The 18511-nt window shown below is 67.9% G+C and carries 15 protein-coding genes; 10 read left to right on the top strand and 5 right to left on the bottom strand.

What is annotated here, in order from left to right; translation table 11 throughout:
- Positions 1-165: 165 nt before the first annotated feature.
- Positions 166-786, bottom strand: coding sequence for a thymidine kinase (locus HLA98_RS16295; protein WP_010487338.1), 621 nt, complete (start codon positions 784-786; stop codon positions 166-168).
- 100 nt (positions 787-886) lie between these two features.
- Here HLA98_RS16295 and HLA98_RS16290 point away from each other — a divergent pair, with 100 nt between their 5' ends.
- Positions 887-2863 (top strand): UvrD-helicase domain-containing protein, encoded by a 1977-nt coding sequence (locus HLA98_RS16290; RefSeq protein ID WP_129550603.1) that lies wholly within the window; start codon positions 887-889, stop codon positions 2861-2863.
- Between the two features lie 262 nt (positions 2864-3125).
- On the top strand, positions 3126-3650 hold the full coding sequence (locus HLA98_RS16285; protein WP_057499698.1) for a GNAT family N-acetyltransferase: 525 nt from the start codon (positions 3126-3128) through the stop codon (positions 3648-3650).
- Between the two features lie 84 nt (positions 3651-3734).
- On the opposite strand, the gene HLA98_RS16280 is transcribed toward HLA98_RS16285, so the two are convergent.
- Positions 3735-4388 (bottom strand): YceH family protein, encoded by a 654-nt coding sequence (locus HLA98_RS16280; RefSeq protein WP_049448273.1) that lies wholly within the window; start codon positions 4386-4388, stop codon positions 3735-3737.
- Positions 4389-4488: 100 nt separating this feature from the next.
- Between HLA98_RS16280 and HLA98_RS16275 the strand changes: the two genes are divergently transcribed.
- From HLA98_RS16275 to plsB, 4 genes are all read left to right on the top strand, one after another.
- Positions 4489-5412 (top strand): 5'-nucleotidase, lipoprotein e(P4) family, encoded by a 924-nt coding sequence (locus HLA98_RS16275; protein ID WP_057499699.1) that lies wholly within the window; start codon positions 4489-4491, stop codon positions 5410-5412.
- Positions 5409-6134, top strand: a complete 726-nt coding sequence (gene pyrF, locus HLA98_RS16270) for an orotidine-5'-phosphate decarboxylase (RefSeq protein ID WP_057499700.1) — start codon at positions 5409-5411, stop codon at positions 6132-6134. Before HLA98_RS16275 ends, pyrF begins: the two co-directional genes overlap by 4 nt.
- A gap of 424 nt (positions 6135-6558) precedes the next feature.
- Positions 6559-7512 carry a hypothetical protein gene (locus tag HLA98_RS16265; RefSeq protein ID WP_057499701.1) on the top strand — a complete coding sequence of 318 codons (954 nt, stop codon included), beginning with the start codon at positions 6559-6561 and terminating at the stop codon, positions 7510-7512.
- Positions 7512-10148 (top strand): glycerol-3-phosphate 1-O-acyltransferase PlsB, encoded by a 2637-nt coding sequence (plsB, locus tag HLA98_RS16260; protein WP_049448279.1) that lies wholly within the window; start codon positions 7512-7514, stop codon positions 10146-10148. Before HLA98_RS16265 ends, plsB begins: the two co-directional genes overlap by 1 nt.
- An 88-nt stretch (positions 10149-10236) precedes the next feature.
- Here the strand turns inward: plsB and HLA98_RS16255 are convergent, their stop codons facing one another.
- A complete protein-coding gene (locus HLA98_RS16255; protein WP_005421068.1) occupies positions 10237-10440 on the bottom strand; it encodes a YdcH family protein in 204 nt (67 codons plus the stop codon).
- A gap of 91 nt (positions 10441-10531) precedes the next feature.
- On the opposite strand from HLA98_RS16255, the gene ttcA reads away from it, so the two are divergent.
- From ttcA to HLA98_RS16240, 3 genes are read left to right on the top strand one after another with little or no spacing between them, the layout of a single operon-like run.
- Positions 10532-11452, top strand: coding sequence for a tRNA 2-thiocytidine(32) synthetase TtcA (gene ttcA, locus HLA98_RS16250; protein WP_057499702.1), 921 nt, complete (start codon positions 10532-10534; stop codon positions 11450-11452).
- A gap of 36 nt (positions 11453-11488) precedes the next feature.
- Complete coding sequence (locus HLA98_RS16245; protein WP_057499703.1) at positions 11489-12394, top strand: recombination-associated protein RdgC; 906 nt, start codon at positions 11489-11491, stop codon at positions 12392-12394.
- 59 nt (positions 12395-12453) lie between these two features.
- A complete protein-coding gene (locus tag HLA98_RS16240) occupies positions 12454-13233 on the top strand; it encodes a M48 family metallopeptidase (RefSeq protein ID WP_057499704.1) in 780 nt (259 codons plus the stop codon).
- Between the two features lie 397 nt (positions 13234-13630).
- Here HLA98_RS16240 and HLA98_RS16235 read toward each other — a convergent pair whose 3' ends face one another.
- Complete coding sequence (locus HLA98_RS16235; protein ID WP_057499987.1) at positions 13631-14497, bottom strand: methylglyoxal synthase; 867 nt, start codon at positions 14495-14497, stop codon at positions 13631-13633.
- Between the two features lie 168 nt (positions 14498-14665).
- Here HLA98_RS16235 and HLA98_RS16230 point away from each other — a divergent pair, with 168 nt between their 5' ends.
- Positions 14666-17074, top strand: coding sequence for an ATP-binding protein (locus HLA98_RS16230; RefSeq protein WP_057500009.1), 2409 nt, complete (start codon positions 14666-14668; stop codon positions 17072-17074).
- On the opposite strand, the gene HLA98_RS16225 is transcribed toward HLA98_RS16230, so the two are convergent.
- On the bottom strand, positions 17060-18505 hold the full coding sequence (locus tag HLA98_RS16225; protein ID WP_057499988.1) for a glutamate synthase small subunit GltD family protein: 1446 nt from the start codon (positions 18503-18505) through the stop codon (positions 17060-17062). The genes HLA98_RS16230 and HLA98_RS16225 overlap by 15 nt on opposite strands.
- Between the last annotated feature and the right edge of the window lie 6 nt (positions 18506-18511).

The following is an 18511-nucleotide window of genomic DNA, read 5'->3' as shown; positions in this document are numbered from 1 at the left end:
GACCGTTGGCGCCATGGATGGCGCCATCGAGCCCCCAGGGACGGGTTTACGGCGTGTCCTGCCCACCCACACCGCCCCGCCATCCCACGGAATGCCGCTTTGGCTCTGGCCGTTGCCGTTGCTGTTGCCTCTGCAGGTGCAGGGCGCAGCCCTGCCGAACACCCTTTACAGCGGCAGGGGTGCCTGCGCCGGATCGATCCGGCCTTCGCCGCGGGTGATCTTCTTGAACTCCGCGCGGCTGACCGACACGTAGCGGTCGTTGCCACCGATCTCCACCTGCGGGCCGTCCTGCACCGCGTGGCCATGCTCGTCCACGCGTACCGTCATCGTCGCCTTCTTGCCGCTGTGGCAGATGGTCTTGATCTCCTGCATCTCGTCGGCCCAGGCCAGCAGGTACTGGCTGCCTTCGAACAGCTCACCGCGGAAGTCGGTGCGCAGGCCGTAACACAGCACCGGAATGCGCAGCTGGTCGACCACCTCGCTGAGCTGCCAGACCTGGGCGCGGGTCAGGAACTGCGCCTCGTCCACCAGCACGCAGCCCATCGGCCCGTTCGTCGCCAGGTCCTGCTCGACCCAGCGTTGCAGGTCGGTGTCCCGGTCGAAGGCCATGCCCTCGGCACGCAGGCCGATCCGCGAAGCGACCACGCCGGCGCCGGCACGATCATCCAGGCGCGGGGTCAGGATCGCCACCCGCATGCCGCGTTCGCGGTAGTTGTGGGCGCTCTGCAGCAGGGTGGTGGTCTTGCCGGCGTTCATCGCCGAATAGTAGAAGTAGAGCTTGGCCATCGACGGATTGTACGCCGCAGCCCCGCTCCACCGAAGCCGTTCAGCAACCCCACCGGCGGCCGCTGTGGTCGTCACCCGGCCCCGCTACAATCCCCATCCCATGCACGGTCTCAATCCCCCCCAAGCCGCCGCCGTCCTGCACATCGAAGGTCCGTTGCTGGTGCTCGCCGGCGCGGGCAGCGGCAAGACGCGCGTGATCGTGGAAAAGATCGCCCACCTGATCAGCTGCGGCCGCTACCCGGCGCGCCGCATCGCGGCGATCACCTTCACCAACAAGTCGGCCAAGGAAATGCGCGAGCGTGTGGCCAAGCGCCTGCGCGAGCAGGACGCCGACGAGGTGACGATCTGCACCTTCCATGCGCTGGGCCTGAAGTTCCTGCAGATCGAGCACGCCGCGGTGGGGCTCAAGCGCGGCTTCTCGATCTTCGATGCCGACGATGCCGCCGCGCAGATCAAGGACCTGATGTACGGCGCCAAGCCCGATGACATCGAGGACATGAAGAACCTGGTGTCGCGCGCGAAGAACGCCGGCCTGTCGCCCGAACAGGCGATGGCCGCCGCGCGCAGCAATCGCGAGAAGGAAGCGGCCAGTGTCTACGAGCGTTACCAGCTGCGGTTGACCGCGTTCAATGCAGTCGACTTCGACGACCTGATCCGTTTGCCGGTGCAGATCCTGGAAGAGAACCCGGAGATCGCGCTGGCCTGGCGTGAGCGCATCGGCTACCTGCTGGTGGACGAATGCCAGGACACCAACGACGCGCAGTACCGGCTGCTCAAGCAGCTGGCCGGCGACAAGGGCAACTTCACCTGCGTGGGTGACGATGACCAGTCGATCTATGCCTGGCGCGGTGCCAATCCGGAAAACCTGCAGCAGATGGGGCGCGACTATCCCAAGCTGGAGATCATCAAGCTGGAGCAGAACTACCGCTGCTCCAACCGCGTGCTGCGCGCGGCCAATGCGCTGATCGCCAACAACCCGCACGAGCACCTGAAGAAGCTGTGGAGTGACCAGGCCGACGGCGAGCGCATCCGCGTGTGGGAGTGCCGCAACAGCGAGCACGAAGCGGAAAAGGTCGCCGCCGAGATCGCCTTCGTGGCGCAGTCGCGCAATGTGCCGTGGAGTGATTTCTGCATCCTGTTCCGCGGCAACTTCCAGTCGCGCCCGCTGGAAAAGGCGATGCAGCTGCTGCGCATCCCGTATCACCTGACCGGCGGCACCATGTTCCTGGAACGCCAGGAAGTGAAGGACACGCTGGCCTGGTTGCGGCTGCTGGTGAACCCCGACGACGACACCGCGTTCATGCGGGCGGTGCAGTCGCCCAAGCGTGACGTCGGTGCCGGCACGCTGGCCAGGCTGGCCGAACTGGCGCAGGAAAAGGACATGCCGATGGCGCAGGCCGCCGAGGCGATCGGTGCCCTGCAGCAACTGCCGCCGCGCGCAGCCAACAGCCTCGCGCGCTTCACCGACATCCTGCGCGACCTGCGCGCGCAGATGCGGCAGATCAGTTCCGGCGACATGATCCGCAAGGTCGCCAAGGAATCCGGCCTGCTCAGTGAACTGCGCCAGCAGGCCAAGGAAGAAGCCAGCTACCAGCGCCGTGCCAACAACATCGAGGAACTGGCACAGTGGTTCGAGGGCGGCCCGCGCGGTGCCACCGCCGCCGACCTGGCCGGCCAGCTGGCGCTGCTGTCACGCAGCGACAAGGACGAGGGCGGCAACCAGGTGCGCATGATGACCATGCACGCCTCCAAGGGCCTGGAATTCCCGTACGTGTTCATCGTCGGCTGCGAGGATGGCGTGCTGCCGCACCAGGTCAGCCTGGACGAGGGCAACCTGCAGGAGGAACGGCGCCTGCTGTACGTGGGCATCACCCGCGCCAAGATCCAGCTGTGGATGAGTTACAGCAAGCTGACGCGCAAGTTCGGCGAGCATGTGCGGCTGAAGCCGAGCCGGTTCTTCGAGGAGATTCCGGCCGAGGAGATCCAGCGCGATGGTGCTGATCCGGTGGCTGATGCGGTGCGCAAGAAGGAACGGGCGAGTGCGGGGTTGGCGGCGATCGAGGCGTTGTTCGATTGACCGGCGAACGGCGCAGCCCCTCGTGGTTGGCGCCGCTCGCAATGCATTCGTGGGGGGCCTGGCGGGTGGGCTGGTCGGGACACGCCGTAAACCCGTCCATGGGGGCTCGGCCGCGGCATCCATGCCGCGGACGGTCCCGCCCAGCCCACCCGCCAGGCCTCTGACAGTTTCCGTGCATGCCAGCCACGGAAAAGAAAAAAGAAAATCAAAAGCAGCAGCCGGGAGTTGAGGCAGAATCGGGGTTTCGGCTGGAGGTCTGCCTGTGCAACCGATCGAGAGTGAACGCCTGCGCCTGCGTGCGATTGAACCGGATCGCGATGCGGCGCCGATGCTGGCGCTGTTGAACGATCCGGGCTTCGTGCGCTTCATCGGTGACCGCAATGTGCGCAGTGAGGAGCAGGCGCGGGAATACATCGCGCTGCGTGTGCTGCACAGCTATGCGTTGAATGGCTTTGGCATGTATGCCATCGAGCGGTTGTCCGATGGTGCCTGGCTGGGCAACGCCGGGCTGGTGCGGCGCGATGGCTTGCCGGGGCCGGACATCGGCTACGCGGTGCTGTCGGAATTCGCCGGGCAGGGCTACGCCGGTGAGGCGGCGCGGGCGGTGTTCGCGCATGCGCGCGCTGGGCTGGGCCTGCAGGACCTGTATGGCATTACCGATCTGGACAACGTGGTGTCCGGGAAGATCCTGCTGGGCCTGGGCATGCAGGAGCGCGGGGTGATCCAGCTGCCGGGCGTGGACAGCCCGAGCCGGCTGTATGCCACCCCGGGTGCGGCGCAGGTCTGACCCCTGATGTTGGCAGGTGCCGGCCGCTGGCCGGCACAGTAGCGGCTGATGGTGGGCGCCGACCGTTGGTCGGCACCCCCCCCTTCAACCGCGCAGTTCGGCCAGCTGTGCCTGCAGTTCGGCCACGGCCGCTTCCAGCTGCGCCACGCGCTCGGCCAGGCCCGGGTCGGCCGCATCGCTGCTGCCACCGCCGCTGTTGGCGTACCTGGCCGCCAGCGCCGCGCCATCCACTTCGCCGCACAGCAGGTGCATGTAGCGGTCTTCGCGCTGGCCGCTGGCCCGCGGCAGCACCACCAGCAGCGCGCGCTGCTGCAGGCGCTCGATGGCGTGGCGGGCTTCGTCGGTGTCGGCGAAGCGGTGCAGGCGTTCGCTGCGCGTGATCAGTTCGCCCAGCGTCTGCGGCCCACGCAGCAGCAGCAGCGCCAGCAGCACGGTCTGCTGCCGGGTCAGGTCCAGCGCGGCCTGCAGGCGGTGCTCGTAGCGGTCCGCGCGCGAGGAGAAGTGCTGGCGAGCCAGGCCCAGTGCCTCCAGCTGGCGCAGCGCATGCTGCACGCTGCCGGCGTCCACGTTCATCACCGGCTCGCGGGCGGTCTTCTGGTTGGCGGCCGATTGGGCGGCATTGACCGTCAGCGGATAGGTATCCGGGGTGGTCGCCTCCTTCTCCACCAGGCAGCCCAACAGGCGGGCCTGCACGGCGTCGAGCAGGGGAACGTCGGGGGTCTGGGCAGGGTCGGTCATGGCGGCTTCCGGAAGACAACGGGTCAACCGTCAAGCATAGCCGTCCCGGCGGTGCCTTTGCCGGTAAAATGGGCCGGTATATCTGATTGCCGGTGAATCCATGCGTCGTCCCGTTTCCCTGTCCCTGACCCTGCTCGCCACTGCGGCGCTGGGCCTGTCCGCCTGCAAGCGCGTGGATGCGCCTGCCGCCGAAGCCGCTGCAGCGGAGGCCCCGGCCGCCGCTGCCAAGGCCGATGGCGCGCTCGATGCCACTGCCAACGACAATCTCAATGCAGTGTTGTGGATGCAGCGCGCGCAGGAGTACAAGGCGATCACCGAGCAGACCTACCGTGCCGCCGCCGATCACCTGGATGCCGCGCTGAAGGAAGCCCACTGGGATGCACTGGTGCCGGAAGAACGCGGCAACGAGGCCAAGGGCCTGAAGCCGGCCGTGGTGCTGGACGTGGACGAGACCGTGCTGGACAACTCGCCCTACCAGGCGCGCCTGGTCCGCGACGGCAAGGAATACGATGAAATGACCTGGGACCAGTGGGTGGCCGAAAAGAAGGCCAAGGCCATTCCGGGCGTGGTCGATTTCGCCAAGGCCGCCAATGCCAAGGGCGTGACCCTGCTGTACATCTCCAACCGCGCCGTGCACCTGAAGGACGCGACCCTGGCCAACCTGCGCGAGCAGGGCCTGCCGGTGGCCGATGACAGCGTGTTCCTGGGCCTGGGCACCGTGGTCGAAGGCTGCGAGCAGGCCGGCAGCGAGAAGAACTGCCGCCGCCGCCTGGCCGGACAGAAGTACCGCGTGCTGATGCAGTTCGGCGACCAGCTGGGCGATTTCGTCGAAGTGACCGCCAACACCAACGAGGGTCGTGACGCGCTGCTGCAGCAGTACCACGACTGGTTCGGCGAGCGCTGGTGGATGCTGCCGAACCCGACTTACGGCGGCTTCGAGCCGGCGCAGTTCAACAACGACTACAGCCAGTCGCGCCAGTCCCGTCACGACGCCAAGCGCGCTGCCCTGGACTACGCACCGTGAGCCGCGCACCGCTGCCGCTGCGCGACGACGAGCGCCTGATCTTCGCGCTGGACGTGCCTGACCGCGTGCAGGCGCTGGAGTGGGTCGATCGCCTCGGCGACAGCGTGGCGTTCTACAAGATCGGCATGGAACTGCTTGCCTCCGGCGAGTACTTCCAGGTGCTGGACGAGCTGGCCCGCCGCGACAAGCGCGTGTTCGTCGACCTGAAGTTCTTCGACATCCCGGCCACCGCCGCGGCGGTGATCAAGCGCCTGTCGCAGTGGCCGGTCAGCTACGCCACCATCCACGGCTGGCACCCGGCGATGATGGAAGCCTGCGCCGCCGCCAACAGCAGCGACATGCGCCTGCTGGCGGTGACCGTGCTGACCTCAATGGGCCGTCCGGACCTGGCGCAGATGGGCATCGACCGTGAACCGGTGGACGTGGTGGTCGAGCGTGCGCTGGCCGCCCAGGCGGCTGGCATTGATGGCGTGATCGCCTCGGGCCAGGAAGCCGGCCCGATCCGGGCCGCCACCGGCGCCGGGTTCTCGATCGTCTGCCCGGGCATCCGCCCCGGCGGCCCGGTCGGTGATGACCAGAAGCGTACTGTTGGCGTGGACCAGGCCTTTGCCGATGGCGCCGATGCCATCGTGGTCGGCCGTCCGATCCGCCTGGCCGCCGATCCGCAGGCCGCAGCCCGGGCCATCCAGCAGGAAATCGCATCGGCGCTGGCTGCGCGCTGAGATTCCGCTGCCAAGGCTGCAGGCTCGAACGCCATCCCGACCCGCGCGGGATGGCGTTTTTGCATCCGCCCGCGGAGCGGTTGTGCCCGAATCGCCGCAAAACCTGCCGTAGATTTCCTGAGCCCGGTCCCAGGTACCAGGTCGTTCAATAAAATCAACAATTTATACGGCACTACGTGAAGTGTTGCCTTAACTTGAGCGGCAGCGTAGGATCGCCGCCATCCGGTCCTCGGACCGGACATGCGCCACACCACTGTCCACCGGCCCTGCGCCGGCTTGAAGAGCCTGTGATCCCCGTGATCCCGGCTCTTTTTTTATTCCGGTCAGTGACTTGCACGGGCAACAGCGTAAACCGTGACGTCCCGGCTTGCCGCTGTCACGTCGCAGGCCGCAAGATGCGGACCGGTCCGGGGAGTCCGAGTGCATGAGCGTGGCAGTGCGAGGAAGGTCTGCGCGTGGATGGGGGTTGGTAGCCATGCTGCTGCTGGCCGTGGCCGCGTGTCGTGAATCGGCCAACGATCCGGCCAAGCCGGCGGCCGAACCGGTTGCGGCGGTGCAGGCCATGGCCCTGCGCCTGGCCGAGGACGATCTGGTCGGCTACGCGAAGCTGTCGGTACCGCCGAGCCAGTACCAGCGCCTGCAGCAGGCGTGGGACGAGGGCCACAGCCAGTGGCCGCTGACCGAGCTCCCGCTGGGCGACCAGCTGCTGCCGATGCTGGCCGCCCTGCGTGCGCCCAATGCCAGCGTCGAACTGCAGCGCAGCTTCGACCGCCAGCTGGCCGGCCAGGCCGGTGCCGTGCGCCAGGCCGCGCAGTCGATGGGCAACTTCGGTGTGCAGTACCTGCGCCATCAGAAGGGCTATACGCCCGGCCAACAGTCCCACTACATCGCCCTGGTGGAAACCCTCGCCAGCTGGGCGCAGGGGGCACCGATCAGTGACCGTGCCCGCGCGCGCAGCACCATCGCCGCGCTGGTCGGCGCGGCCGACAAGGTCGGCTTCGACGATGAGGCCGGCCTGCAGGCCGCCGGCATGGAAGGCAGCCTGCAGCAGCTGGCACCGTTCATCCACACCCTCAAGGCGGTGCTGGGCAGCTACGGGCTGGGCGTGGACGACGCGCTGCGCAGCGTGCGCGGCGAATTGCTCTCGGTGGAGGGCGACAATGCGCTGGTACGCCTGCACTACGACCTGGCTGGCCGCGAAATGACCCTGCAGCTGCCGCTGAGCCGCCGCGAGGGCCACTGGTACCTGACCCGCACCCTGGCCGATACCGACGCCCTGCTGCGCAAGGCCGACGCGGCCCGCGCTGCTGCGTCGCCGTCACCGGCCGAAGCCCCCGCCGACGGTGGGGAAGCGGCAACGCCGCCGCCTAAGCCATAATGGCGCCGATGTCGAAACAGAACCCGCTGCCGTTCCCCGGCGAAGAATCCCAGTCGACGCCCGCCGATACGGTGCCGGCGTCCCCCTCGACCGGTACCGGCCCGAACCCGGTACCGCCGCCCGCGCACGCGCGTCCGGCTGGCCGCCGCCCGCTGTGGGCACGGTTGCTGGGCCGCCTGGTCGAGCCGTGGCTGTCGCTGAAGATCGAGCCGGAAGACCCGGGCCAGTACAACGATGGCCGCCCGGTCATGTACGTGCTGGAAGACTACGGCCTGTCCAACGCGCTGATCCTGGACAAGGCCTGCCGCCAGGCCGGCCTGCCGTCGCCGCTGGTGCCGCTGGCCGGTGACCCGACCGGCCGCAAGCGCGCTTACCTGGCACTGTCGCGCCGCAGCTCCAGCAACTCGCTGATCCCCGAGCAGCGCGGGGCCAAGACCCATTCCGATTCGCTGGCCAAGGTCCTGCAGGCGCACCGCGTGCGCGACGACCTGGACGTGCACCTGGTGCCGGTGTCGATCTTCGTCGGCCGCGCGCCGGACAAGCAGAGCGGCTGGTTCGCTGTGCTGTTCTCGGAAAACTGGGCGCTGGTCGGCCGCTTCCGCCGCCTGCTGGCGGTACTGCTCAACGGCCGCAGTACCATCGTCCGCTTCGCCCCGCCGATCTCGCTGCGCAGCACCGTGGACGAAGGCCTGGAGCCGGAACGCACGGTGCGCAAGCTGCAGCGCGTGCTGCGTACGCACTTCCGCCGCATCCGTGAATCGGTGATCGGCCCCGACCTGTCGACCCGGCGCCTGCTGGTGGACCAGGTGCTGGCCGCCGAACCGGTGCGCGAAGCGATCGCCGCGCAGGCCAAGCGCGACAACTCCAAGCCGGCCGATGCCTGGAAGAAGGCGCATGCCTACGCCTGGGAAATCGCCGCGGACTACTCCAGCCCGGTGGTGCGCTCGGCCAGCTTCATGCTCAGCCACGTGTGGAACCGCATCTATGCGGGCGTACTGGTGCACCACCTGGACAAGTTCAAGGCCGCCGCGCCGGGCCACGAAGTGGTTTACGTGCCCAGCCACCGCAGCCACATGGACTACCTGCTGCTGTCCTACCTGCTGTACGACCGCGGCATCGTGCCGCCACACATCGTGGCCGGCATCAACCTGAACCTGCCGGTGGTCGGCACCCTGCTGCGCAAGGGCGGTGCGTTCTTCATCCGCCGTTCGATCCGCGGCAACGCGCTGTATTCGGCGGTGCTCAGTGAGTACGTCGCGCAGCTGGTGGCCGGTGGCTACTCGCTGGAGTACTTCGTCGAAGGTGGCCGTTCGCGCACCGGCCGCCTGCTGCAGCCCAAGGGCGGCATGATCTCGATGACCCTGCGCGCGTTCCTGCGCCAGCCGCGCAAGCCGGTGCTGTTCCAGCCCATCTACATCGGCTACGAGAAGCTGATGGAAGGCGGCAGCTACCTGGACGAACTGTCCGGGCGGCCGAAGGAAAAGGAATCGATCTGGTCGCTGCTGTGGGGCATCCCCAAGGTGCTCAAGCAGAACTACGGCCAGGTGGTGGTGAACTTCGGCGAACCGATCGCACTGAACGACGTGCTGGCCGAGAAGGCGCCGGAGTGGAAGGGCGAGGCGGTATCCGAGGACGAGAAGCCGGCCTGGCTGTCGACCACGGTGGACACGCTGGCCGAACGCATCCAGGTGCGCATCAACGGCGCTGCCGACGTCAACCCGATCAATCTGCTGGCGCTGGCGCTGCTGTCCACGCCGAAGCATGCGATGGGCGAGGCCGACCTGATCGCGCAGATCGAGCTGTGCAAGACCCTGCTGGTCGAGATGCCGTACTCGGACCGGGTGACGGTGACCCCGCACTCGCCGGAGCGGATCATCGCCCATGCCGAGGAAATCAACGTCCTCACCCGCATCAAGCACCCGCTGGGCGATGTGCTCAGCGTCAGTGGCGACACCGCGGTGCTGCTCAGCTACTTCCGCAACAACGTGGTGCATCTGTTCACCGCCTCGTCGTGGGTGGCCTGCTGCTTCCAGAACAACCGTCGCATGAGCCGTACCGGGCTGGTCCAGCTGGGGCGCACGGTGTACCCGTTCCTGCAGGCCGAACTGTTCCTGCCGTGGAGCGAGGACGAGTTCGCCCACCGCATCGACCGGACCATCGATGTGTTCGTGCGCGAGGGCCTGCTGCAGAACGTCAACGATGACGACGGCGGCATCCTGGCGCGTAATACGGGGCAGACCGACGAGGTGTTCCGCCTGCGTGCGATCGGCCATTCGCTGCAGCAGGCGTTCGAGCGCTACTACATCGCCATCTCGGTGCTGGTGAAGAACGGCCCCGGCGTGCTCGGCGCCGCCGAGCTGGAAAGCCTGTGCCAGCAGGCGGCGCAGCGGCTGAGCCTGCTCTATGCACCGGCGGCGCCGGAGTTCTTCGACAAGTCCCTGTTCCGCGGCTTCATCCAGAAGCTGCGCGAACTGCGCCTGGTGTGGCCGGACGAAAACAGCAAGCTGCTGTTCGACGAGCGGCTGGATGCCTGGGCCAAGGATGCCAAGTTCATCCTGGGCCGCGAGCTGCGCCACACCATCGAACGGGTCAGCCCGGAAGCGGCGCGCCCGGACGAGCCCGCGCCGCAGGATTGAACGTAGCGCCGGGTCCTGCGGTGGGTGTGGACCTTGGTCCACACCTTCCAACCGTGCCAACCAAGGTTGGCACCCACCAGGACGGTCTTCAGGCCGGTTCGTCAGGAATCTGCAGGCTTTCCAGCCTGGCGATGCAGTCCTTCAGCTGCAGCTTGCGCCGCTTCAGGCGCTTGGCTTCCAGTTCATCCTCGCCGTTGGCCGCCATGCGGGTGATCTGTTCATCCAGCAGGCGGTGCTCGGCGCGCAGGGCGGCGAGGTGCTCGACGATCTCGGCGGGGCTGTAGGTGTCCACAGCCTCCGAGCATACACAGCGATGATGACCGCCGGGAGAGGGGAATTCCGACCCCCGGCCGGGGCCGCTCCGAGCCGTTAGAATGGAGCCCATGAGTGCCGTGATTTCCCTTCCCGATCCCCTGCCGCGCGCCGCCCGCGATCCGCGCGTGGCCGAGCGCGAGCAGCACAAGCTGGCCAAGCGCCTGCGCCGCCAGGTCGGCGAGGCGATTGCCGACTTCGGCATGATCGAGGCCGGCGACAAGGTGATGGTCTGCCTGTCCGGCGGCAAGGACAGCTATACCCTGCTGGACGTGCTGCTGCAGCTGCAGAAAAAGGCGCCGGTGCCGTTCGAGCTGGTGGCGGTGAACCTGGACCAGAAGCAGCCGGGCTTCCCCGAGCACATCCTGCCGGAGTACCTGGCCGGGCTGGGCGTGCCGTACCACATCATCGAGCAGGACACCTATTCGGTGGTCAGCCGGGTCATTCCGGAAGGCAAGACGATGTGCTCGCTGTGCTCGCGGCTGCGTCGTGGTGCGCTGTACAACTACGCCGAAATCCATGGCTTCACCAAGATCGCGCTGGGCCACCACCGCGACGACATGGTGGCCACGTTCTTCATGAACCTGTTCCACCACGCCAAGCTGTCGGGCATGCCGCCGAAGCTGCGCAGCGACGACGGCAAGCACGTGGTGATCCGGCCGCTGGCCTACGTGCGCGAGAGCGACATCGTCGACTACGCGCAGGCACGCCAGTTCCCGATCATTCCCTGCAACCTGTGCGGCAGCCAGGAGAACCTGCAGCGCCGCCAGGTCGGCCTGATGTTGAAGCAGTGGGAGAAGGACCACCCGGGCCGCATCGAGCAGATCGCGCGCGCCATGGGTGAAGTCCGGCCCTCGCAGCTGGCCGACACCACCCTGTTCGACTTCATGGCGCTGGGCCGTCGCGACGACGCGCCGCTGCCCGACGCCCATGCCTGGCTGGCCGGTTCACCGGCCGATGCCGACGCAGATCCCGAGACGCCCACCGTTTAAGGTCGGTCGCCCTTCCTCTTTGCCATCCGGAATTCCATGTTCTTTCGCAACCTGACGTTCTTCCGTTTCCCGACCACCACTGATTTTTCCGAAGTCGACACCCTGCTGCCGCACGCCCTGCTGAAGCCGGTCGGCGCGCTGGAAATGAGCTCGCGCGGTTTCATCTCGCCGTTCGGCCGCGAGGAGAAGGAACTGCTCTCCCACCGCATTGCCGAGCACCTGTGGCTGACCGTGGGCGGCGAGGACAAGATCCTGCCGGCGGCGGTGGTCAACGACCTGCTCGAGCGCAAGCTGGAGGAGATCGAGGAGAAGGAAGGCCGCCGCCCGGGTGGCCGCGAGCGCAAGCGCATGAAGGACGACCTGCTGCATGAACTGCTGCCGCGCGCCTTCGTGAAGTCCTCGCGCAACGACGCCTTCATCGACCTGCAGCACGGCTACGTGGCGGTGGATACCTCCAGCCGCAAGACCGGCGAGTACTTCATGTCCGACATCCGTGGCCTGCTCGGCAGCTTCCCGGCGATGCCGCTGAACGCCGAAGTCGCACCGCGTTCGATCCTGACCGGCTGGATTGCTGGCGAGCCGCTGCCGACCGGGCTGAGCCTGGGCGAAGAATGCGAGATGAAGGACCCGGTGGAAGGCGGCGCGGTGGTCAAGTGCCAGCACCAGGAACTGCGCTGCGACGAGATCGACAAGCACCTGGACGTCGGCAAGCAGGTCACCAAGCTGGCGCTGATCTTCGAGGACAACCTGTCGTTCGTGATCGGCGACGACCTGATCGTGCGCAAGCTGAAGTTCCTCGACGGCGCCCTGGACCAACTGGAGCATGCCGACGAAGACGGCCGCCGCGCCGAGTTCGATGCCCGCTTCGCCCTGCAGAGCGCCGAGATCCGCCGCCTGTTCCTGTTGCTGGAAGAAGCCTTCAAGCTCAGCAAGGCTGACTGAACAGGCAGCCCGACGGCCGCCGGTCATCCGGCGGCCCGAAGCAGCGCTATGCTGGGCGCATGAGCCGTCTGCTGCGCCGCCTGATCAGCCCGACCCCGCCTGCCACCGTACAGCGCGACACCGTTCGCCTGCGCCTGGAGGATGCCGAGATCGAGGTACTGCGCGTGCGTGATCCGCGTGCGCGCCGCATCAAACTGAGCGTGGACGAACGCGGCGCACGCTTGACCCTGCCGCCGCGCGCAAGCCTGGTGATGGGCGAACGCTTCCTGGAACAGCACCGCGACTGGCTGGCACTGCAGCTGCGCCAGTACCAGGGCCAGGGCCTGCCGGCACCGCTGCAGCCGGGCGAAGCCGGCGTGCTGCCCCTGCGCGGCGAACTATTGCCGCTGCGTTGGCAGGAAGGTCGCTACGCGCGCCTGGAGATCGACGCGCACGGCGCCTGCGTGCAGTGGCCGACCCGGGGCGGCGATGCCACCCTGCGCCGCCTACTGCGCGAGTTCTACGAAGCCCAGACCCGCGCCGACGTCGGTCGCTGGCTGCCGAAGTACCTGCCCACCCTGCCGCGCGCACCCAGCCGCCTGCGGCTGAAGGTGATGTCCTCGCAGTGGGGTTCGCTGGCGCCTGACGGTAGCATGGCGCTGGACCTGGCCCTGGTGTTGGGCCGCTCGGAAGCGTTCGAGTACGTGCTGGTGCACGAACTCTGCCACCTGATCCAGCCGAATCATTCACCCGCGTTCTGGCACGAAGTGGAACAGCGCTTTCCCGCCTGGCGGCAACAGCGCGACTACTTCCAGCTTGAAGGGCGACGCCTGAAGGCCATGTTGCGGCAACTGCTGTAGCGCCAGCGCTACAGCAGTTGCCCACGCATTCTTCCTCTACCCCCGCCTTCGGCGCGCCCCTTCAACAGAAGGGGCTTCACTCCAGAGCGTGTGCTGAGCAGTCGAGCAAGCTCGATGCTGCGCAAAGAATGGGCATTCCCCACCATGGCAACGAGCCATGGAGCGCGCGCAGCGCGCGACCCGCTCCTGCTCTTCTTTCTTTCTTCCGTGGTGGGCACACCGGAAACTGTCGAAGGACGGGATGGGTGGGATTGCGGGGGTGTCCGCGGCATGGATGCCGCGGCCAAGCCCCCAAGGACGGGTTTACGGCGTCCCCCGCAATTCCACCCATCCCGGCCAACCTCATGGTCGTGCAGACCCCACCCACCACGAGGGGCTCAGCCGTTGGCCGAAACCTTCACCCCGCCCGCAACGCCGCTGCCGTGGCCCAACGTGCCGCCACCCGCGGCGCCGTAATGCACACCGCCTGATCGGTCACCGTCGTCACCGCACGCTCCAGCAGCTGGATATCCGCCTCATGCTGGCGCGCCACATGCGGGTCCTCGAAGAAGATCGCACGCTGGCAACGCCCCTCCAGCACCCGGTCGGCAATCTGCGCATCACCGCCCATCGGGCCACTCTGGTAGCGCGTCACCCAGGGCGTATCGCTGGGCCAGCCCCGGCTCCAGGCCAGCTCGTTCAAGCGCTGACCGGTGGTGCCGGTCGCCACGCGTTCACCGAACCGGGCCAGCACATCGAAGTGCTCATCGGCGAAGGCCAGCATCGCTGGCTTCATCGCATCGTGCGCGATCAGCGCCAGTGTCTGTCCTTCGAACGCATGCAGGTCGTCGGCGCCGGCATCGGCCGCCAGCCCGGCGTGGATGCGCTCCACCTCGACCCAGTCGCGTGCGGTGGCCACGGTCGAAATGAACGGCTTGCCGTGGATCACGCACTGTCGCTTCAGGGCCGTGGCCTCCGGAAACACCGAGGACGGATCGACCGGATCAATCAGATAGATCGCACCATCCAGTGTCCGATCCGGCCCCATCCCGACCACCTCGGCGACCAGCTTCATCAGGCCACCCTCGCGCCCGTAGGGATAGCGGTGCAGGCCCGCATATCCAGCGAGGAAGCCCTGTCGTCCGATCGCGTCATGGGTGCGGCCGACCGCGTGCAGCGACACGCCCAGTTCGCGCAGGCCGGGTTCGCTGACACGCAGCCAGCGGAACAGCGCGGCGCGCGCGTCGTGGTGATGAAGACGGTTGGCAGCCAGGCCGATGCGCATCGAAAGCTCCGCAGGTACGGGTGAAGGCGGCAGTGTATGTCGGCATTCCCCTCTCTGGATGTTTTTACAACTTTCTTCATTGCGGCCTGTCCGCACGTCGCTAGCGTGGCAGACAGCGGTACCGCTGCGCGGCCGTGCACTTCCGTCCGCGAAATGAGGATGCCCATCGTGAACGTCGCTGGCCTGCCTGCCGCCGCCGTGGTCCTGGCCTGCCTGCTGCTGCCCACCACAGCCGCCGCCGCTGGCTGCGAGTCGCCGCTGCACATCGCCTGGCCCGCCGACCGCGCACCGTTGTCCTCCAGCGAACAGGGCCAGGCGCGCGGGCTCGGCGCGGAGTACCTGGCGCTGCTGGAAGCACAGCGCCCGCTGCAGATGCAGCCACTGCGGGGCGTTGCCGTGGCCGAGGGGGCGTTGCCCCACGACACCCAGGCACTGCTGGGGTGGCCACGTTCGCAGGTGCCCATCGGCTGGGTGGCCAGCGCGCCCTACCTGCAGCTGCCGCAGGTGATCGTGCGGCGCCGGGATGCGCCGCCGGTCATGGGGCTTGAGGCCCTGCGCGGGCGCACCGTGGCCAGTCCCGATCCATTGCCGCTGACTGCGCTGCTGGCCGAGCAGGCGCCCGGTGCGCAGCTGCTGCCACCGGCACCGATCGACGACGCGCTGTCGCTGCTGGGTACCGGCCTGATCGATGCCGTGATCGCCAATCTCGGCGAGGTCGAGGCCGCGTTACGCCGCTACCGTGGAGATTCACTGGTGGTCGCAGCACCGGCAGGAATCGACGACGCGCTGGTGCTGGCCGTCGTGCCCGCCTGTGCCGATGTCATCAGCGAGTTCGAGCACGCCGTGTCGCAGCTGACGGACGCGCAGCACGAGGCGATCCGCGCAGCCTGGCAGCCGGCCGGGCCACGCAGCCAGTCGTCACCGTCGCCCTTGCGTTGGCTGGTAACCGCCTCGCTGATTGTGCTGGCGCTCGCGCTGGTATACGCCTTCGGCTATTGGCGCGTGCACCGTGAAAGCGCGCGCCGCCGCGTAGCCGCGCAACGCCTGCAGGAGGTGACCTCGAATCTGCCGGCCGTGGTCTATCAGGCACGACGTTCCGCCGCGGGCTATTACAGTTTTCCGCAGATTGCAGGTGACGTGCAGACCTTGTTCGGGATCAGCGTGGAAACCGCGCTGATCGACCAGCAGCGCCTGCTCGCAGCGGTCCACCCTGATGATCGCAATCGGCTGATGGACGCTGTCGATGCCGCTGCGCTGGCGCGTGGCCCGATCGACGTCACCTTCCGCACGCGATCGCCACAGGGCTGGCGTTGGGTACGCTCTCATGGTCGACCGCTGTCCTGCGATGACGGCGATGTCGAGTGGAGCGGCTACTGGATCGATGTCAGCGAGGCGCAGTCGCGCACCCGGGCGCTGGCCGAAGCGCGCCGGGAGGCCGAGCAGGTGGCGCAGGACAAGACCCACTTCCTGGCAACGATGAGCCACGAGATCCGCACGCCGATGAGCACCCTGCTGGGCATGCTCGAACGACTGGCTGGCAGCGACTTGGATCCGGGCCAGCAGCAGGTGCTGGCGACAGTCGGTGATGCCGCGCGGATGCTGCGGCAGATCCTCGACGATGTGCTGCACAGCCAGCGATTCCAGGCCGCGCCGCTGCAGCTGCGGCCCACGGATCTGGGCGCCCTGGTACGCGCGGTGCAGCAGCTGCTGATGCCGGTCGCAGCCAGCCGCGGCCTGTACCTGCGCGCCGAGCTGGATCCGGCATTGCAGGCTGGATCGCTCGCCGACGGTCTGCGCGTGCGCCAGATCCTGTTCAACCTTGCCGGCAACGCGCTCAAGTTCACCGAGCAAGGGGGCGTGGAACTGCGGGTGCAGGTGCTGCAGCAATTCGATGGCGGCCAGCGCCTGCGCCTGCAGGTGAGCGACAGCGGCGTAGGCATCAGTCCTGAGCGGCAACAGGCGGTGTTTGCCGCTTACACCCAGGCCGAAGCATCCACAACACGCCGCTTCGGTGGCAGCGGCCTGGGCCTGGCGATCTGCCGCGAGCTGGCCGAGTCGATGGGCGCGCAGCTGCGGCTGCGCAGCGCGCCAGGCGAGGGCACCACGGTAAGGATGGAGCTGGAGCTGGCTGGCTGTGCGTTGCCCGCAGAGCCGCGACCTCTGCCGTTGTCGGCAATGCGGCCACTGTCGCCGGCCCGGGTGCTGGCAGCCGATGATCATCCCACCAACCTGCTTCTGCTGGAGCAGCGCCTGTGCGAGCTGGGACTGCAGGTGCACGCCTGCGGGGATGGCCGGCAGGCCTTCGAGGCCTGGCAGACGAAACCCTTCGACCTGGTCATCACCGACTGCCACATGCCGCACATGGACGGCTTCGCGCTGGCGCGGGCGATCCGCGCCGACCCTTGCCCGGCGCGTGCGCAGGTGCCGATCATCGCGCTGACCGCCAGCGTGCTGGATCGTACCCGCGAGGCCTGCCGCGTGGCCGGCATCGACCACTTCCTGGCCAAGCCAGTGGAAACCCGCGAACTGCACGCGCTGTTGGCCGTGCTGCTGGCGCCGCTGTCAGCGGGTCAGTAGCCGCACGATGCTGGCGGCGGCATCGCGACCCTCGGCCACGGCGGTTACCACGAGGTCAGCGCCGCGCACCGCATCGCCACCGGCGAACAGACGCGGATGTGCGGTCTGGAATGGCAGGCGATCCTTGCCACCGGCCACGATGCGACCGTTGGACTGGCCTTCCACGCCGTGTTCGGTGAGCCACGCCGGCACGGTTGGTGAGAAGCCGAAGGCGATGATCACCACGTCCGCCTCCAGCAGCGATTCGCTGCCGTCGATCGGCACCGCATTCTGGCGGCCATTGGCATCGGGCTCGCCAAGTCGGGTCTCGACCACGGTCACGCCGATCACTTCGTCGTCGGCGCCGGCTTCGATCGACAGCGGCTGGCGGTTGAACAGGAAGCGCACGCCTTCTTCGCGCGCATTGGCCACTTCGCGCGCGCTGCCGGGCATGTTGGCTTCGTCGCGACGATAGGCACAGGTGACCTTGGCTGCGCCCAGCCGCACGGCGCTGCGCACGCAGTCCATGCCGGTATCGCCGCCACCGAGCACCACCACGCGCTTGCCGTTGAGGTCGGGCAGGGCGATGGTGTCCTCCCAGCCGGCGATCGGCCGGCCCTTCGGATCATCGCCGCCGACGATGCGGCTGTTCTGCACCAGGAACGGCAGCGCCGGCAGCACGCCCTTCAGGTCCTGGCCGTCGAGGCCGCCGTCGGTGTAGCGGTAGGCGCCGGTACCAACGAACACCGCGTCGTGGGAGTCCAGCAGCTGCTGCACGCTCAGGTCGCGACCGATCTCCACGCCGAGGCGGAACTGCACGCCCATGCCTTCCAGCACTTCGCGGCGGCGATGGATCACGTCCTTGTCCAACTTGAAGCTGGGAATACCGAACTGCAGCAGGCCGCCGATCTGCTCGTAGCGGTCGTAGACCACGGCGGCGATGCCGGCGCGGGCCAGGCGGTCGGCGCAGGCCAGGCCGGCCGGGCCTGCACCGATCACCGCCACGCTGTGGCCGGTCGGCTGCACCGCGGCCAGATCCGGGCGCCAACCACTGGCCAGCGCGGTATCGACGATGTACTTCTCCACCGCACCGATGGTGACCGCGCCGAATTCCTCCAGCGTGCAGCTGCCTTCGCACAGGCGGTCCTGCGGGCAGACCCGGCCGCACACTTCCGGCAGCGGGTTGGTGCTGTGGCACAGCGTGGCCGCTTCATGGATGCGGTTCTCCTGCACCAGCTGCAGCCACTGCGGAATCGCGTTGTGTACCGGGCACTTCCAGCTGCAGTACGGGTTGCCGCAATCCAGGCATCGGCCGGCCTGGTACTGCGCGTCCTCCTTGCCGAACTTGCCGTACAACTCGCCCCAGTCGCCGGAGGTGCGCAGTTCCACCGGGATGCGCTGCGGCATGGTGCGAGGCAGGTCGAGGAACTGGAAGGCGTGCTTGCGGCTCATGGCGGG

The sequence above is a fragment of the Stenotrophomonas africana genome (assembly GCF_013004645.1).
GTDB lineage: Bacteria > Pseudomonadota > Gammaproteobacteria > Xanthomonadales > Xanthomonadaceae > Stenotrophomonas > Stenotrophomonas africana.
This window is presented reverse-complemented; position numbering and strand designations above follow the sequence as displayed.

Coding starts and splice junctions, on each gene's coding strand:
- HLA98_RS16295 (WP_010487338.1), bottom strand. CDS start 786: ATGGCCAAGCTCTACTTCTACTATTCGGCGATGAACGCCGGCAAGACC.
- HLA98_RS16290 (WP_129550603.1), top strand. CDS start 887: ATGCACGGTCTCAATCCCCCCCAAGCCGCCGCCGTCCTGCACATCGAA.
- HLA98_RS16280 (WP_049448273.1), bottom strand. CDS start 4,388: ATGACCGACCCTGCCCAGACCCCCGACGTTCCCCTGCTCGACGCCGTG.
- HLA98_RS16275 (WP_057499699.1), top strand. CDS start 4,489: ATGCGTCGTCCCGTTTCCCTGTCCCTGACCCTGCTCGCCACTGCGGCG.
- HLA98_RS16265 (WP_057499701.1), top strand. CDS start 6,559: ATGAGCGTGGCAGTGCGAGGAAGGTCTGCGCGTGGATGGGGGTTGGTA.
- plsB (WP_049448279.1), top strand. CDS start 7,512: ATGGCGCCGATGTCGAAACAGAACCCGCTGCCGTTCCCCGGCGAAGAA.
- ttcA (WP_057499702.1), top strand. CDS start 10,532: ATGAGTGCCGTGATTTCCCTTCCCGATCCCCTGCCGCGCGCCGCCCGC.
- HLA98_RS16245 (WP_057499703.1), top strand. CDS start 11,489: ATGTTCTTTCGCAACCTGACGTTCTTCCGTTTCCCGACCACCACTGAT.
- HLA98_RS16240 (WP_057499704.1), top strand. CDS start 12,454: ATGAGCCGTCTGCTGCGCCGCCTGATCAGCCCGACCCCGCCTGCCACC.
- HLA98_RS16235 (WP_057499987.1), bottom strand. CDS start 14,497: ATGCGCATCGGCCTGGCTGCCAACCGTCTTCATCACCACGACGCGCGC.
- HLA98_RS16225 (WP_057499988.1), bottom strand. CDS start 18,505: ATGAGCCGCAAGCACGCCTTCCAGTTCCTCGACCTGCCTCGCACCATG.